11 protein-coding genes and 1 pseudogene are annotated in these 14,965 nt (G+C 74.0%); 5 read left to right on the top strand and 7 right to left on the bottom strand.

Going from position 1 to position 14,965, the window contains the following annotated elements:
• Nucleotides 1–16: 16 nt before the first annotated feature.
• On the bottom strand, nucleotides 17–3,724 hold the full coding sequence (locus ABZ873_RS22280) for a BTAD domain-containing putative transcriptional regulator (protein ID WP_360874790.1): 3,708 nt from the start codon (nucleotides 3,722–3,724) through the stop codon (nucleotides 17–19).
• A gap of 73 nt (nucleotides 3,725–3,797) precedes the next feature.
• On the opposite strand from ABZ873_RS22280, the gene ABZ873_RS22275 reads away from it, so the two are divergent.
• Nucleotides 3,798–4,607 carry a site-2 protease family protein gene (locus ABZ873_RS22275; protein WP_360874787.1) on the top strand — a complete coding sequence of 270 codons (810 nt, stop codon included), beginning with the start codon at nucleotides 3,798–3,800 and terminating at the stop codon, nucleotides 4,605–4,607.
• Nucleotides 4,608–4,610: 3 nt separating this feature from the next.
• Here ABZ873_RS22275 and ABZ873_RS22270 read toward each other — a convergent pair whose 3' ends face one another.
• A complete protein-coding gene (locus ABZ873_RS22270) occupies nucleotides 4,611–4,799 on the bottom strand; it encodes a hypothetical protein (RefSeq protein ID WP_360874784.1) in 189 nt (62 codons plus the stop codon).
• Nucleotides 4,800–5,094: 295 nt separating this feature from the next.
• Between ABZ873_RS22270 and ABZ873_RS22265 the strand changes: the two genes are divergently transcribed.
• Nucleotides 5,095–7,095, top strand: a complete 2,001-nt coding sequence (locus tag ABZ873_RS22265; RefSeq protein ID WP_360874782.1) for a TerD family protein — start codon at nucleotides 5,095–5,097, stop codon at nucleotides 7,093–7,095.
• 109 nt (nucleotides 7,096–7,204) lie between these two features.
• Here the strand turns inward: ABZ873_RS22265 and npdG are convergent, their stop codons facing one another.
• Nucleotides 7,205–7,909, bottom strand: coding sequence for an NADPH-dependent F420 reductase (gene npdG / locus ABZ873_RS22260; RefSeq protein WP_360874778.1), 705 nt, complete (start codon nucleotides 7,907–7,909; stop codon nucleotides 7,205–7,207).
• Nucleotides 7,910–8,025: 116 nt separating this feature from the next.
• On the opposite strand from npdG, the gene ABZ873_RS22255 reads away from it, so the two are divergent.
• Entirely contained in the window at nucleotides 8,026–8,631 is a 606-nt protein-coding gene (locus tag ABZ873_RS22255; protein ID WP_360874775.1) for a hypothetical protein, read from the top strand.
• A 34-nt stretch (nucleotides 8,632–8,665) separates the two neighbouring features.
• Here the strand turns inward: ABZ873_RS22255 and ABZ873_RS22250 are convergent, their stop codons facing one another.
• Complete coding sequence (locus ABZ873_RS22250) at nucleotides 8,666–8,902, bottom strand: hypothetical protein (RefSeq protein WP_360874772.1); 237 nt, start codon at nucleotides 8,900–8,902, stop codon at nucleotides 8,666–8,668.
• Between the two features lie 80 nt (nucleotides 8,903–8,982).
• Here ABZ873_RS22250 and map point away from each other — a divergent pair, with 80 nt between their 5' ends.
• Together map and ABZ873_RS22240 are read left to right on the top strand one after the other, a co-directional pair.
• Nucleotides 8,983–9,840: a type I methionyl aminopeptidase gene (gene map / locus ABZ873_RS22245; protein ID WP_360874769.1), complete on the top strand. Its 858-nt coding sequence runs from the start codon at nucleotides 8,983–8,985 to the stop codon at nucleotides 9,838–9,840.
• A 144-nt stretch (nucleotides 9,841–9,984) separates the two neighbouring features.
• A complete protein-coding gene (locus ABZ873_RS22240) occupies nucleotides 9,985–10,632 on the top strand; it encodes a biliverdin-producing heme oxygenase (RefSeq protein ID WP_360874767.1) in 648 nt (215 codons plus the stop codon).
• Between the two features lie 70 nt (nucleotides 10,633–10,702).
• Here the strand turns inward: ABZ873_RS22240 and ABZ873_RS22235 are convergent, their stop codons facing one another.
• From ABZ873_RS22235 to ABZ873_RS22225, 3 genes and pseudogenes are all read right to left on the bottom strand, one after another.
• Nucleotides 10,703–11,374, bottom strand: a complete 672-nt coding sequence (locus ABZ873_RS22235) for a PhzF family phenazine biosynthesis protein (RefSeq protein ID WP_360874765.1) — start codon at nucleotides 11,372–11,374, stop codon at nucleotides 10,703–10,705.
• A 19-nt stretch (nucleotides 11,375–11,393) separates the two neighbouring features.
• Complete coding sequence (locus ABZ873_RS22230; protein WP_360874762.1) at nucleotides 11,394–12,866, bottom strand: HtaA domain-containing protein; 1,473 nt, start codon at nucleotides 12,864–12,866, stop codon at nucleotides 11,394–11,396.
• Between the two features lie 689 nt (nucleotides 12,867–13,555).
• Nucleotides 13,556–14,932 (bottom strand): annotated as a pseudogene (locus ABZ873_RS22225) (HtaA domain-containing protein); the annotation flags it as partial.
• Nucleotides 14,933–14,965: the final 33 nt, after the last annotated feature.

Genomic DNA, 14,965 nt, shown 5'->3' with positions numbered 1-14,965 from the left:
CCGGCCGGGGGCCGGGTCAGATGAGGGCGGTGGCCTCCTCCTCGGTGAGGCCGCCGCCTTCGGCGTACGCCGCCTCGTAGGCGGCCTCACCGAGGATCGCCCGCGCCAGTTTCTCGGCGCGGGCGAAGTCCTCGCGCTCGGTCGACACCGGGAAGTGCGCGGGCGGCAGCAGCGCGCGGTAGGCGCCGAGCAGCCGGGCGCCGTCGTGGACGCGGCGCGGGTCGCCGAGCGCGGTGAGGGCCACGGCTCCGGTGACCAGGTAGACGGCGGGCATCTGCGGGGCCACGAGCCGGGCCATGGGGTCCAGGGCCGTCCGCATGGCCTGCCGCAGCAGGACCAGGGCCTCCTCGTGGTGGCCCTCCTGGTTGTCCAGCCAGGCCATCGTGCCGAGCAGGAAGGCGTCGAAGATGGCGAAGGACCCGAATTCGAAGTCGTCCCGCAGCAGCTGGAGTTGCCGGCGGGCCTCGGGGATGCGGCCGGTGCGGCCGAGGATCCCGGCGAGGAACATCCGGGCGGCGGGCATCGCCTCGTTGCCGTACTGCCGGGGGGTGGCGGTGATCCCGGTCAGGATGTCCTCGGCCTCCTCGAACTGGCCCGACTCGGTGAGCGTCCCGGCCATACGGACGCGCAGCACCGTCACCTGGGCCATCGCGCCGAGGCGTTCGGCGTAGGCGATGGCCTCCCGGTAGTCGCGGGCCGCCAGGACGAATTCGCCGCGTTTCTCGCGGGCCTCGGCGCGGGCGGCCAGGGCCTCGGCGCAGCCCCAGGCGTCGCCGAGTTCGCGGAAGAGGGCCAGGCTCTCGTCGGCGTCGCGGGAGGCGTCGCCGGCCCAGTCGGCGCGGTTGGCGAGGATGTTCGCGCGGAGCTGGAGGGCGGAGGCGAGTTCCCAGCCGTAGTCGAAGCGGCGGGCGGTGGCGACGGTCTCGTCCACGACGAGGCGGAGCAGCCCGGGGTCTCCGGAGATCATGACGGCGTAGATCCACAGGGAGGCGGGGGTCCGGCAGGTCTGCGGGAGGCCGGGGCGGTAGGTGGCGAGGACGCCGTCCACCTGGGCGCGGATCTCGGGGGCGTCCCAGTTCTCCTGGGTCTGGTCGCGGGAGGCGAGCATGACCAGGCGCAGGGCCCGCCAGCCCTCGGTGAGGGTTTCCCCGGAGTAGGGCGGGGGTGTGTCGACGAGGCGTTCGTGGACGGGCTCGGCGGGGACGTGCGGCGGGTCGAAGGGGTTGGGGCCGAGCGCGCCGACCGCCTCGGACCAGTGCCGGGACTCGGAGCGCAGGTCGTGCATGTGCCAGTACCAGCCGAGGGAGTGGATCAGGCAGAGGGCTTCGTCGGTGTCGCGGGTGGCGACGGCCCGGCGCAGGGCCGTACGCAGGTTCTCGTACTCGGTGGCGAGCCGGTCGGTGGCCGCGCGCTGGCCGTGGCCGCGGAGCAGGGGCTCGGTGGTACGGGCGAGTTCGCGGTAGTGGACGAGGTGGCGGTGCCCGGTGGCCTCGCGGTCGCCGGTGTGCTCGGCGAGGCGTTCGGCGGCGTACTCGGCGACGGTCTCCAGGAGGCGGTAGCGCATGCCGGAGCCGTCGGGGGTGGGGGTGGCGACGACGAGGGACTTGTCGACGAGGGAGCCGAGGACGTCGGCGGCGTCGAGGGCGGGGCCCTGCTCCGCGTCGGTGCAGACGGCTTCGGCGGCGGCGAGGTCGCAGCCGCCGGCGAAGACCGAGAGCCGGGCCAGGACGGTCCGCTCGGCGGCGTCGAGGAGGTCCCAGGACCAGTCGACGACCGCGCGCAGGGTCTGCTGGCGCGGCAGGACGGTGCGGGAGCCGCTGGTGAGCAGGCGGAAGCGGTCGTCCAGCCGGTCCGCGATCTGGCGCGGGGTCAGCAGCCGGAGCCGGGCGGCGGCCAGCTCGATGGCGAGCGGGAGCCCGTCGAGGCGGCGGCAGATCTCGGCGGCCGCGGCCGGGTCCTCGGCGACGGTGAATCCGGCGCGGGCGGCGGCCCCGCGGTCCCCGAGCAGCCGCAGCGCGATCGGGTCGGGCAGCGGTTCCACGGGCCGCAGGGACTCCCCCGGCACGCCGAGCGGTTCACGGCTGGTGGCCAGGATCCGGACGTCCGGGCAGTGCGTGAGGAGCCGTTCGGCGAGCTCGGCGGCGGCGTCGATGACGTGCTCGCAGTTGTCGAGGAGCAGCAGGAGCCGGCGGCGGGCGCAGTGCTCGGCGAGGCGGTCGAGGGGGCGGTCGGCGGTACGGTCGGTCAGCGCCCGCAGCTCCTCGGCGGCGGCGCCGCGCAGCTTGGTCTCGCGGGCGCCGAGCGCGGCGAGCGTGGCCTCGGCGACGTCCTCGGGATCGTCGACGGGCGCCAGCTCCACGAGCCACACCCCGTCGGGCCAGTCCCCCCGCCCCGCATGCGCCTCGGCCGCCTCCTGCGAAAGCCGCGTCTTCCCGGCCCCACCGGGCCCGAGCAGGGTCACCAGCCGCGCCCGCGCCAGATCGTCCCCGATGACCCGAATGTCATCTTCCCGCCCGACGAAGGTGGTGAGCCGAGCCCGCAGATTCCCACTGGCGTGAGGCCCGGCGGGGTGGGGCGGGGTGCCCGCGTACCCGCCCGCCCCGGCGGACCCGGCCTCGCCGGAGGCGGGGTGGGTGCCCTCGCCGGAGGCGGGGTGGCCGCCGCCAGGGGCGGAGTGCGGGGCCGCGCCCGGTCCCGCGTACGCACCCGCGCCGGGAGCGGCGTACGCACCGGGGGCGGGGTGGCCGCCCGCGGCGGGCGTGGAGTGCGCGCTGGATCCGGGATGCGCGGGCCTACCGGGTTCCGGGTGCGCGCCCGTGCCGGGGGCGGTGCCCGTAGCGGGCATTGCGTGCCCTGGCGTACCGGTGCCGTCGTAGACCCCCGGGGCGGAGCCGGCCCGGGCGGCCACCGCGGGTGCGGGATAGCCGGCCGTGCCGGGGGCGGGGTGGGTGCTCGTGCCGGGGCCCGGGGGCGTCGGCGTGCCCCCGGCGTCGTGCCCGGCCGTCGGAGGCGGCGGGGGGTTGAGGAGCGCCCGGTGGAGGGACTGGAGGGTGGGGCCCGGGGTGGTGCCCAGGCGGGTGGAGAGGTTGCGGCGGACTTCTTCGTAGGCGGCCAGGGCTTCCGCCGGGCGGCCCGCGTCGCGGAGGGCGCGGATGCGGAGGGCCTGGAGGGGTTCGTCCAGCGGCTGCTGCGCGCACAGCGCGGTCAGCTCCGGGAGGGACCGTTCCGCCTCGCCCAGGGCCAGGGCCGACGCGAGCCGGCCCCGCCGCGCGTCCAGCCGTACGGCCTCCCAGCGCGCGGACTCCGCGCCCGGTTCGGGCAGGTCGGCCAGGGCCGGGCCGCGCCACAGGCCGAGGGCCTCCTCGTACAGCGCGGCCGCCTGCGCCGGGTCACCGGCCTCGCCGGCCGCGCGGGCCAGCCGTTCGAAGCGGTACAGGTCGACCTGCTCCCGCTCGGCCGCCAGCTGGTACCCGCCCTCCGCCGACCGCACCGCCGTCCGCCCCAGCGCCCGCCGCAGCCGCCCCACCAGCGCCTGGAGGGCCGCCACCGCGTCGGCCGGCGGGTCGTCGGCCCATACCTCGTCGATCAGCAGCCCCGCCGGCACCGCCCGCCCGGGCCGCAGCGCGAGCGCGGTCAGGAGCGCCCGCAGGCGCGCTCCGCCGACGGGTACGGGGGTCCCGTCGTCGTGGAGGGCCAGGGCGGGGCCGAGAATCGCGTAACGCACCGGCCCATTGTCCCCGCACCCCCGCCCGACCCCGAACCGTTTTCCCCGCGCCGCCCGGGATAGGTTTCGCCGCATGGGTCATCAGGGCGGCCGCGACGAGCGGCGGATCAGTGCGGTATTCCTCGGTGTCGTCGCCGTCATGGCGGTCACCGGCTGGGCCACGTGGACGGGCTACTCGACGAGCACCGGGCTGGCGGTGTTCCTGTTCGTGACGTCGGCGTGGATCGTCTCGCTCTGCCTGCACGAATACGCGCACGCCCGCACCGCCCTGCACGGCGGCGACCTCACCGTCGGCGCCAAGGGCTATCTCACCCTGAACCCGCTCAAGTACACCCACGCCCTGCTCAGCATCGTGCTGCCCGTGCTGTTCGTGATCCTGGGCGGCATCGGCCTGCCCGGCGGCGCCGTCTTCATCGAGCGCGACCGGATCCGCGGCCGCTGGAAGCACAGCCTGATCTCGGCGGCGGGCCCGCTGACGAACGTGGCCTTCGCGCTCGTCTGCACGGCGCCGTTCTGGCTGGACGCCCTCGACGGCGTGCCGCCCGCGTTCCGCTTCGCGCTGGCCTTCCTGGCGCTGCTCCAGGTCACGGCCGCGATCCTGAACTTCCTGCCGGTTCCGGGCCTCGACGGCTACGGGGTGATCGAGCCCTGGCTCTCGCACCGGGCGCGGCGCGAGCTGGAGCCGCTGGCCCCGTTCGGCCTGATCGCGGTGTTCGCGCTGCTGTGGATCCCGGCCGTGAACGCGTTCTTCTTCGGCGTGGTGTACGACCTGCTCGGCGCGCTGGGCGTCTCGGACCTGGAGAGCTACTGCGGGCGTGAGCTGTACAGCTTCTGGCAGGACGCGAGCGGCGTCTGCGAGGTCCCCCTCGGCCGCGGCCAGTAGCCGTCAGGCGTTGCGCGCGGCCGCGGCCTTCTCGGCCTTCGCCTTGCGGATGTAGTACCAGGCCATGTTCGACGTCAGGCCCGCGAGCAGCACCCACACGATGCCGAGGAAACTGCCCTCCACGAAGGCGACGACGGCCGCAGCCGTCGCGAGGAGGCAGACGACAACGGCGAACACGGCAAGGCGGGGCATGCGGAAAGCTCCTCGGGAACACGGAAGGGGGTCGAGCCCGTCCAGTGTCCCCCATGCCCCGCAGTGCCGCCGTAAGGACCCGTCGGAACCCGGGCCGAAGCGAAAGCAGAAGCCAAGGCCGAAGCGGAAGCCGAAGCGGAAGCCGAAGCCGGGCGCCCGCATTTCCCGTTTCGCCTGACCACCCCCGCCCCGCGGCGCTACGGTTCGCCCGTGACGCGCCTCACACGACGCGCGACCGAGCGACACTCCGGCCCGCTCCGCCCGCGACGGACGCGCCGGGCGAATGGGGGGCCAGATGCAGGAGATCTCCAAGGGCGCCAACGTCAGCCTGACCGCCCTCGGCGAGGACACCGGCGCGGTGGTCCTGAGCCTCGGCTGGAGCAGCGCCTCCGGATCCGGCGACGCCGATGTGTCCGTGCTGCTGCTGGACGCGAACGGCAAGGTCCGCGGCGAGAACGACTTCTACTTCTACAACAACCCGGCCGCCGCCGACGGAAGCGTGCAGCTGCTCGGGAAGACGCCCACCGACGGGGGCGACGAGGACCGGATCAGTGTGGATCTGGCGGCCGTGGCCCCGGACGTCGTACGGATCGTGGTGGCGGCCAGCCAGTACGGCGGGGCGTGCTTCGGCGATCTGGACGATCTGCGGATGACCGTCTCGGACCGGTCCGGCGAGCCGCTGGTGCGGTTCTCGATCACCGACGCGGGCGTGGAGACGGCCTTCATCTTCGGTGAGCTCTACCGGCGCGGCGAGGAGTGGAAGTTCCGCGCGGTCGGGCAGGGCTACGAGACCGGTCTGGCGGGTCTGGCCACGGACTTCGGCATCGAGGTGGAGGACGACGACTCCGCGACCGCCGCCCAGCAGGCCGAGGAGGCCGAGGAGGCCGCACCTCCCGCACCGGAGCCCACCCTTCCCGCCCAGGCCGTCCCCGCCCACGACGCGCCCGCCGCGCAGGACGCTCCCGCGCGCGCCCGTACCCGTACCCCCCGTACGACCCGGAAGAAGGTCACCCTCCCCAAGGTGGCCCGGAAGTCGCTCGCCGAGAACGACGCCTGGCGGGCCGCCCGGCTGTTCCCCGTGCCGACGCTCAAGAGCGACCGGGAGCGCGAGGCGCGTGCCACCTCCGTGCTGCTGTCCGTCATGGCGCAGGTCCCCGAGTTCGGGCGCCGCCTGACGGCCGGTTTCGGTGCCCCCGCCGGGCGGATGCAGACCTTCACCGAGGTGTCCCTGCCGCACGGCGAGACCCCGAAGCGGCCCGACGGTGTGATCCGCGTGGAGCGCGCGGGCAAGCTGTGGACGGCGCTGGTGGAGACCAAGACCAACGGCAACGCCCTCAAGCCCGAGCAGGTCCAGCAGTACGTGGACATCGCCGCCCGGCGCGGTTACGAGGCGGTGATCACGCTCTCCAACGACGTGGCCCTCGAAGGCTCCGCGGTCGTGGACGTGAAGACCGACGGGCGGCGCAAGCACAAGGTGAGCCTCTGGCACTTGTCATGGGCCGAGGTCGCCCACCAGGCACAGATGCTGATCCGCCACGAGGGTCTGGCGAACGCCGCCCACGCCTGGCTGCTCCAGGAGCTGCTGGAGTACCTGCGGCACGAGAACTCGGGCTGCCACGGCTTCCAGAACATGGGCCCCGCCTGGGTGCCGGTGCGCTGCGGCATCGAGGACGAGACGATCAGCCCGGACGACACCCGGGCCGTCGATGTCGTGGAGAGCTGGGAGCGGCTGATCCGGCAGGTCTGCCTGCGGCTCGGCGGGGAGATCGGGCAGAAGGCGCTGCCGGTGCAGCGGGCCCGGCGCGGCTGCGATCCGCGCACCCGGCGGGTGGAGGCGGCGGGGCGGTTGTGTGCGGACGGGCGGCTCGCGGCGGAGCTGCGGATCGACGGGACGAGCCGGGTGATCGCGGTGAGCGCCGATCTGCGTACGGGCAAGGTGCGCACCTCGATCGACGTGCCCGCGCCGGAGGGCTCGTACCCGCTGGTGACGGCGAAGCGGCTGGTCCGGCTGCTGGCGGAGGCTCCGGCGGATCTGCATGTGCAGAGCCTGGTCGAGGCGGGGAACGGGCCGCGCGGCACGCTGGAGCGGCTGCGGCCGGAGCCGGGCGATCTGCTGCCGAAGGACGGCGCCGCGCTCAGCGGTTTCCGGCTGTCGCTGATCAAGGGGATGGGAGGCGGGCGCGGCAATACGGAGTCCGGTTTCATCCGGAGCGTGGACGACGCCGTCGGCCGCTTCTACGACGGGGTGGTCGCCCAGCTGGGCCCGGCCGAGGTCCGGGCCGGGCGCCGGGGCTGAGTGGCGGGCGCCGGGGCTGAGTGGCGGGCGCCGGGGCTGAGTGGCGGGCGCCGGGGCTGAGTGGCGGGCCTCCCGCCGGGGGCAGGAGGCCCGCCACGCGGAAGCCCGGTCAGACGTCCGTGACGCGCAGGCCCGCGTGGGCCTTGTAGCGGCGGTTGGTCGAGATCAGGTTGGCCACCAGGCCCTCGACCTGGTGGGCGTTGCGCAGCCGCCCCGCGAAGACCCCGCGCATACCGGGGATACGGGCGGCCAGCGCCTGCACGATGTCGGTGTCGGCGCGGGCTTCGCCGAGGACCATCACGTCGGTGTCGATCTCCTCGATCGCGGCGTCCTGGAGGAGGACGGCCGAGAGGTGGTGGAAGGCGGCGGTGACCCGGGAGTCCGGGAGCAGGGCCGCGGCCTGCTGGGCGGCGCTGCCCTCCTCCACGGGGAGGGCGTAGGCGCCCTGCTTGTCGAAGCCGAGGGGGTTGACGCAGTCGACGACGAGCTTGCCCGCCAGGTCCTCGCGCAGCGCCTCCAGGGTCTTGGCGTGGCCCTCCCACGGCACGGCGACGATGACGATGTCGCTGCGGCGCGCGCACTCGGCGTTGTCGGCGCCCTCGACGCCGAGGCCCAGCTCCTGCGCGGCGGTCTGCGCGCGGTCGGCGGCGCGGGAGCCGATGATCACCTTCTGGCCGGCGCGGGCGAGCCGGTAGGCGAGGCCCCGGCCCTGGTCGCCGGTGCCGCCGAGGACGCCGACGACGAGCCCGGACACGTCCGGGAGCTCCCACGGGTCCTTCGCCGGCGGCTTCTGCGTGCTGTCTGAGGAAGTCATGGGGGCGAGCGTACTGCCGGGTAGGGCGGACCCGCAGCGGACGCGGTGGCGCCCCGGACGGCGGTAAGTGGAACGAAGCGCTCCCCCGGCTCCGCCCGGTACGGCAGGATGCCCGCATGGACGCCGTGAGGGTCGCGCTGCTGCGCGAGGTGCTCGCCGGTACGCAGTGGCCGGGCGCGGCGCGCCGCTTCGCCGGCTCGCTGCGCCGCTCCGTGCTGCCGGCCGGCGGGAACCTGCTGCTCGTGGGCACCGCGGAGTACGAGCCCTGGCACCTGGCCGCGCACCTGGTGGACGAGGCCGCCTGGTCGGGGCTGCCGGAGCTGGCGCCGACGCTGGTACGCCACCACGTGCGGCCGGGGGCTCCGGCGCACCTGTCGGTGGGGCTGGGCCGGCTGGCGGCGGCCGGGCGCGGGCACACGCTGCTGGTGGTGTCCCCGGCGGAGCCCGGCGCGGCGCTGCTGGAGCGGGTGCACGACGCGCGGCGCGCGGGGGCCACCGTACTGTCCCTGGACGGCGGGGACCGGGAGCTGGGCGCGCTGGCGCACGACTCCCTGTCGGTGCCGGAGGACGGCGCCGTGCTGGACCTGGACACCGTCCAGCACCTGGTGGGCGCGGCGGCCGGGGAGAACACCCTGCCGGGGCAGCGCGGGCGGCTGCGGCTGCGGGACCGGCTGGCGCGGCTGGCCGATCAGCTGACCGCGCCGCCGCCGAGCCGCTGGTGACCGGTGCGGGGACAGGGGCGGGGCAGGGGGCCGGTCAGGTGGCCGTGCCCTCCTCGTCCTCGCGGGTCCTGTCGTTCCACTTGGGGTCGTTCTGCCATTCGAGGTTGCGTTCCTGCGCCGTCTCCATGGCGTGGTTCGCCTCCTCGGGGGTGGCGTAGGGACCGAAGCGGTCCTTGGCGGGGCAGTCGGGGCCTTCCTCGACCTTCTTGTGGACCAGGCAGTAGTACCACTCGCCCGCTTTGCCCACCTGACGCTTCTTGAACAGGGCCATTGTGCCGGGCTCCTCTCGCTGCCGCTTCACGATCTCTATGCCGCCATGCTGCCCCATCACCGCTGGATACACTCGCTTGCATGTCCGGTCAGTCGCTGCTCGTACCAGGCGAGCTCTCTCCCGCCCGTTCCGTTCCCGGAAACATCCGCCGGCCCGAGTACGTGGGCAAGCCCGCGCCCACTCCGTACACCGGACCGGAGGTGCAGACGGCCGAGACCATCGAGGCCATGCGCATCGCCGGCCGGATCGCCGCCCAGGCGATGGAGGAGGCCGCCAAGCTGATCGCGCCGGGGGTGACCACCGACGAGCTCGACAAGGTCGCCCACGACTACATGTGCGACCACGGGGCCTACCCGTCGACGCTCGGCTACCGCGGCTACCCGAAGTCGCTGTGCTCCTCGGTCAACGAGGTCATCTGCCACGGCATCCCCGACTCCACCGTCCTGCGCGACGGCGACATCGTGAACCTCGACGTGACCGCCTACATCGGCGGGGTGCACGGCGACAACAACGCCACCTACCTGTGCGGCGAGGTGGACGAGGAGTCGCGGCTGCTGGTGGAGCGCACCCGCGAGGCGCTGAACCGGGCCATCAAGGCCGTGAAGCCGGGCCGCCAGATCAATGTCATCGGCCGCGTCATCGAGTCGTACGCGAAGCGCTTCGGCTACGGCGTGGTCCGGGACTTCACCGGCCACGGCATCAACTCGTCCTTCCACTCCGGCCTGATCATCCCGCACTACGACAGCCCGCACGCGACCACCGTCATCGAGCCCGGCATGACCTTCACGATCGAGCCGATGCTGACGCTGGGCACGCACGAGTACGACATGTGGGAGGACGGCTGGACGGTCGTCACCAAGGACCGCAAGCGGACCGCTCAGTTCGAGCACACGCTGGTGGTGACCGACTCCGGGGCGGACATCCTGACCCTGCCGTGAGACGGGGGCGCGCGCGGGCCGGCGTACCCCGATTTTTTGCCGACAGAACGTCGGGAACACATTGACTTAGGCATACCTAAGTAGGAGTATCAGGTGTGGCGGCGCGCTGCCGCCACGCCTGTTTCCTCTTTCTGGAGGTCCGCCTTGGACGCCTTCTCTACGGTCATCCGCGTCGCGTCGCACGAGCAGCACACCGAGGCCGAGACGTCGACCTTCATGAGCGACCTGCTGGGCGGACGACTCGGCGTGGACGCGTACACGCGCTACACCGAGCAGCTGTGGTTCGTGTACCGGGCCCTGGAGGACGCGGCCGAGGCACTCAAGGACGACCCGGTCGCCGGGCCGTTCATCCGGCCCGAGCTGCTGCGCGTCGCCGAGATCGAGCGGGACCTCGCCCATCTGCTGGGGCCGGGCTGGCGGGAGGACGTGGTGGCGCTGCCGGCCACGGAGGCGTATGCCGCCCGGGTCGCGCAGTGTGCGGCCGAGTGGCCCGGCGGTTATGTCGCCCACCACTACACCCGCTACCTGGGCGACCTGTCGGGCGGGCAGATCATCCGGGACAAGGCCGAGCGCACCTGGGGCTTCGAGCGCAAGGGCGACGGCGTCCGCTTCTACGTCTTCGCGGACATCTCCAACCCGGCCGCCTTCAAGCGGACCTACCGCGAGCTGCTGGACGCGATCGCCGCGGACGACCTGGAGAAGCAGCGGATCATCGACGAGTGCAAGCGCGCCTTCGACTACAACGGCGCGGTCTTCCGGGAGTTGGGCGAGCAGTTCTCGCTGAGCGCCTGACCCTGCGGGGGCTTTTTGAGCTGTGAAGAGAGCGGGCCCGGTGCGTGACGCGCCGGGCCCGTTCCGCTGCTCAGTCCCGGTCGGGGTGGGCCGAGGGGGCGAAGCGGACGCGGCCGCCCACCTCGATCGTGCCGTCCGCGCCGGGGGCCGTGAGGATCTGCGAGCCCGCGCCCTGGGTGATGTTCAGGGCGCGGTCCAGCTGGGCCGTGAGCAGGATCGCCGCCGAGCCGGTGGCCTCGTCCTCGGTGATGACACCGTCCGGGCGGCGCGGGAAGCCGCGCGCCCGGACCCGGCCGGCCGCCTCGTCCTCCCACGCCCACGCGTACAGCCAGCCCTCGCCCGGCGGCGGCGCGGGCAGCGCCTCCACCTCGGCGACGGTCGCGTACTGCTCGGTGCGCTTGCCCTCGACCCACTCGGGCCGGGCCGTGATCCACGTGAACTCGCCGTCGTCGCGGGCCCATACGGATCCCGCCGGGGGCTGCAGCTCCTCGATGTCGAGCAGCCAGGCCACCCCGACGAGGGGGTGCCCGGCGAAGGGCATGCGGGTGCCGGGCGTACGGATGTCGACGACCCCGCGTTCGGGGTCGTCGACGAACACCGTCTCGCTGTAGCCGAGTTCGGCGGCCAGCGCCTGCCGGGACGCGTCGTCGGGGCAGGTCCGGCCGTCGCGCACGACGCCGAGCAGGTTGCCGTGGCGGCCGTCACCCGCGCAGAAGACCCTCAGCACATCGAGATCGTTCACGCGGGCATTCAAACACGGCTCAGAGCTGGGCCGTACGCCGCCTGCGCGCGAACAGGACCGCCCCGGCACCGGCGGCGACCGCCGCGCCGGCCGCGCCGAGCAGGGCTTCCGCCGGGAGGCCGGCGCCGGTGTTGGCGAGGTTGCCGCCGACGGAGCCGCCGGCGCTGCCGCCCGCCGAGCCGCCCGTGCCGCCGCCGGTGGTGCTGCCGGTCGAGCCGCCCGTGGTGCTGCCGGTGGAGCCGCCGGAGGTGGTGCCGCCCGTGGGCGGGAGGGTGGCGTCCTTGTCGACGGCCACGGAGAAGCTGAGCGCGTCGATCGGGTCGCCCGCCTTGTACATGGAGCCGGTGGTGTCGTTGGCGAAGGCGGCCGCGCCCTCGGCGGTGAAGGCGGCGGGGACGGAGTTCAGGGCGAGGACGCCCTTGTACGTCTTGTACTCGGTCTTCGACAGGTCGAGGGTGGCGAAGGGGACGCCGGTCTTGCTGCCGGCGTTGTTCTTGACGTCGACGTAGAGGGTGCCGGTCTTGCCGGTGGCGTCGACGCGGGGGTTGGCGAAGCTCATGTCGATGCCGTGGGCGGCGTACTGGAAGCGGAGGTTCCCCTGGAAGGAGACGTTCAGCTTCTGCTTCTTGACGTCCAGCTCGCCCTTGCCGAAGGCGAAGTCGAAGAGCTGGCCGTTCGCGGCGGCGCCGCCGGAGGGGGTGATCGAGCCGGCGCTCAGCACGTAGCGGCGGAAGGACTCCTTCACACCCCAGGTCAGCTTTCCGCTGAGCACCTTCTGCGGGCCGTCGGCCGGGAGGGTGGGGCTCGTGGTCGGGTCCGGCTTGGGGTCGGGCTTCGGGTCGGGCTTCGGGTCGGGCTTGGGGTCCGGCTTCGGGTCGGGCTTCGGGTCGGGCGCGGGCTTCTCGAAGTCCAGCTTCGCGGTGAGCGGGTCGCCGGTCTTGTTCTCGTAGCCGGCCGAACCGAGGGCGTCGGCGGCCTCCTTGGTGAGGGTGGTCGCGAGGCCCGTCATGGACATCCCGGCGAAGGCGACATTGGCCAGCGGGACGTCCTGGGCGGTGGTGCCGGACTTGGTGACGTCGGCGGTGAGCTTCTTGGTGCCGGTGTCGATCCGGATGTCGGAGAGCTTCACCTCGAAGCCGTGGCCGGTGGGCGGGGCGGGCGAGGAGAAGGTGACGCTGCCCTGGAAGGCGGCCTTGACGACGTGGCCGCCGGCCGGGTCGTACTGGCCGGTGGGCGAGGTGAAGCGGAAGGTGCCGTCGGCGTTCTGGGCGGCGCCGTCGGCGACGGTGATGGTGCCCTTGGCCATGCCGGTCACGTAGGCGCGGTAGCTGGCGAGGACCCCCCAGTCGAGGGAGCCGCCGACGATCTTCACGGGCGTGGTCGGCGGCCCGGCCGCGGCGCTGGCGGGCAGGACGAAGGCGGTGGCGCCGAGCGCGGCGGCCGTCAGAACGGCGGCCGCGAGAGAGATCGGGCGGCGGCGGACGGTGGACATGACGGGAACTCCTGAAGGACGGAGGGAAGGGTGGTGAGGGGTCTGTGCCGCCATCAGGCGGTGCCGCCACGCCCGCCGGAACCGCCGGGGGCGGGGTCGGCGTCGGCCGGGGCGTCGGCCGAAGCCGCCTGGCCGGAGGCCGATCCACCGGGGGCGGGCGCGGGGTCGGCATCGCCGGGGGCGGTGGGCATGGCCGCGTCGGCGGGAGCCGCGCCGCCGGGGGCGGTGGTCGACGCCGCGCCGTCGGCGGGAGCCGAGCCGCCGGAGGCGGGTACGGCACCACCGGAAGCGGGAGCCTTGGCCTCGGGGGACGAGCCACCGGAGGCGGAAGCGGAATCCGCGGAGGCAGGAGCCGAACCGCCGGGGTCGGTGGTCGACGCCGCGCCGTCGGCGGGAGCCGCACCGCCGGAGGCGGGTACGGCACCACCGGCAGCGGGAGCCTTGGCCTCGGGGGACGAGCCACCGGAGGTGGAAGCGGAATCCGCGGAAGCGGGGGCCGAACCGCCGGGGTCGGTGGACGGGGCCGCGCCGTCGGCGGGAGCCGTACCGCCGGAGGCGGAAGCGGAGTCCGCGGAAGCGGGAGCCGAACCGCCAGGGGCGGGGGCCGAGGCGCCGGGCGCGGCAGTCGGGGACGTACCGGCCGGAGCCGAGGCGCCGGGGACGGCGGTCGGGGTCGAGGCGGCGGAGGTGGTGGCTCGGCGGTGGCGGAGGAGGAGGAAGGCGGCGGCTGCGGCTATCAGGGCGAGGGCGGCGGCCGTGGCGATCACCGCGTACGGCGGGGTGTTCGACGGCTTCGCCGCCGGGGTGGCCGCCTCAGAGGTCGGGGACGGGGCTGCCGTCGGGGTCGAGCCCAGGTCCGGGAGGGGCGGGAGCTTCGTGGCGGGGTCCAGGGCGATCGCCAGCGTGATCGGGTCCATCTCCGTGCCGGCCTTGTACATCGAGTTGAACGCCTGCGAGCCGCCCTCGGTCAGCGTGGCCGGGGCCTCGGTGAGGGTGGCCAGGCCGCCGTCCACCTTGAGGGGCTTGGCGTCGAATTCGATCAGCGGGACCGCGTTCTTCGTGGCGCCGCCGCTCGTGACGTCGGCCGAGAGGACACCCTTGCCGTTCTCCACCTTCACGCCGACCTTGCCGAGCGTCAGGTCCAGGTGCGCCCCGGTGAACTGCACCGACCCGGCGAACGCCGCGTCCAGCGTGCCCTTGGCCGCGTCGTACGCGCCCTTGCCCTGCGGGAAGCGGAACAGCGCACCGCCGTCCTGCGCACCCTCGGCCAGGGTCCACTTGCCCTGCCCGATCGAGCCGGTGACGTACTCGCGGAAGGTACGGCGGACCCCCCAGTCCACCGCCGCGTCGGCGAACGTCCCCGCAGCCGCACCCGCCTCGGCCGGAGCAGAAGCGGAAGCCGAAGCGGAAGCGGAGGCACTCGGCTGCGCCTCCGGCGACTGCGTCGGCGCGCTGCGGACGTCCGCCGAGAGGGAGATCGGGTCCAGCCGCGCCCCCGCCGGGTAGTACCCGGCGAACGCCTCCGCGCCCTGGGCCGTCAGCGTGGCCGGGATGTTCGTGAGGGTCAGCGGGCTGCCCGCGCCCTTCATGTTGATCCCGCCGAGCCCGAGCGTCGCGAACGGCACCTGGGAGCGGTCGCTGACCGCCCCGCTGCCCTTGGCCTTGCTGGAGACGTCCACGTACAGCGTTCCGCTGCCCCCGTTGATCCGTACCGTCGGCCGGCTGAGGGTCATGTCCAGCTCGTACGCGCCGTCCGGCTTCTGGTGCCCCTGGAAGCTCACGCCGCCCGAGTACGACGCCTCGAAGCTGCCGCTCTGCGGGTCGTACGACCCGGCCGCCGAGTGGAAACGGAACAGGCTGCCGCCGACCGTCGCCGCGCCACCCTTCAGCTTGAAACCGCCTTTTGCGATCGGACCGGTGACATAACTCTGGAAAGACGATTTGATGCCCCAGTCGAGTCGACCGCCCTGTACGGTGCCCGCCTGTGCGGAACCGGCCGGGAGCAGCGCCCCCAACAGGCCCGCCAGCAGGGCGACGAGGAGCGTACGGGCGGGTCTCGTGGGCATGAATGCCCCCTCCAAGGGTCTAGCGAGCAAGGT

Origin of the sequence: Streptomyces sp. NPDC047014 (assembly GCF_040644195.1) — a bacterium.
In the GTDB taxonomy this organism is placed as follows: Bacteria; Actinomycetota; Actinomycetes; order Streptomycetales; family Streptomycetaceae; genus Streptomyces.
This window is presented reverse-complemented; position numbering and strand designations above follow the sequence as displayed.

Excerpts from the sequence above, each read along its gene's own strand:
- ABZ873_RS22275 (WP_360874787.1), top strand. The coding sequence starts at position 3,798 with ATGGGTCATCAGGGCGGCCGCGACGAGCGGCGGATCAGTGCGGTATTC.
- ABZ873_RS22270 (WP_360874784.1), bottom strand. The coding sequence starts at position 4,799 with ATGCCCCGCCTTGCCGTGTTCGCCGTTGTCGTCTGCCTCCTCGCGACG.
- ABZ873_RS22265 (WP_360874782.1), top strand. The coding sequence starts at position 5,095 with ATGCAGGAGATCTCCAAGGGCGCCAACGTCAGCCTGACCGCCCTCGGC.
- npdG (WP_360874778.1), bottom strand. The coding sequence starts at position 7,909 with ATGACTTCCTCAGACAGCACGCAGAAGCCGCCGGCGAAGGACCCGTGG.
- ABZ873_RS22255 (WP_360874775.1), top strand. The coding sequence starts at position 8,026 with ATGGACGCCGTGAGGGTCGCGCTGCTGCGCGAGGTGCTCGCCGGTACG.
- ABZ873_RS22250 (WP_360874772.1), bottom strand. The coding sequence starts at position 8,902 with ATGGCCCTGTTCAAGAAGCGTCAGGTGGGCAAAGCGGGCGAGTGGTAC.
- map (WP_360874769.1), top strand. The coding sequence starts at position 8,983 with ATGTCCGGTCAGTCGCTGCTCGTACCAGGCGAGCTCTCTCCCGCCCGT.
- ABZ873_RS22230 (WP_360874762.1), bottom strand. The coding sequence starts at position 12,866 with ATGTCCACCGTCCGCCGCCGCCCGATCTCTCTCGCGGCCGCCGTTCTG.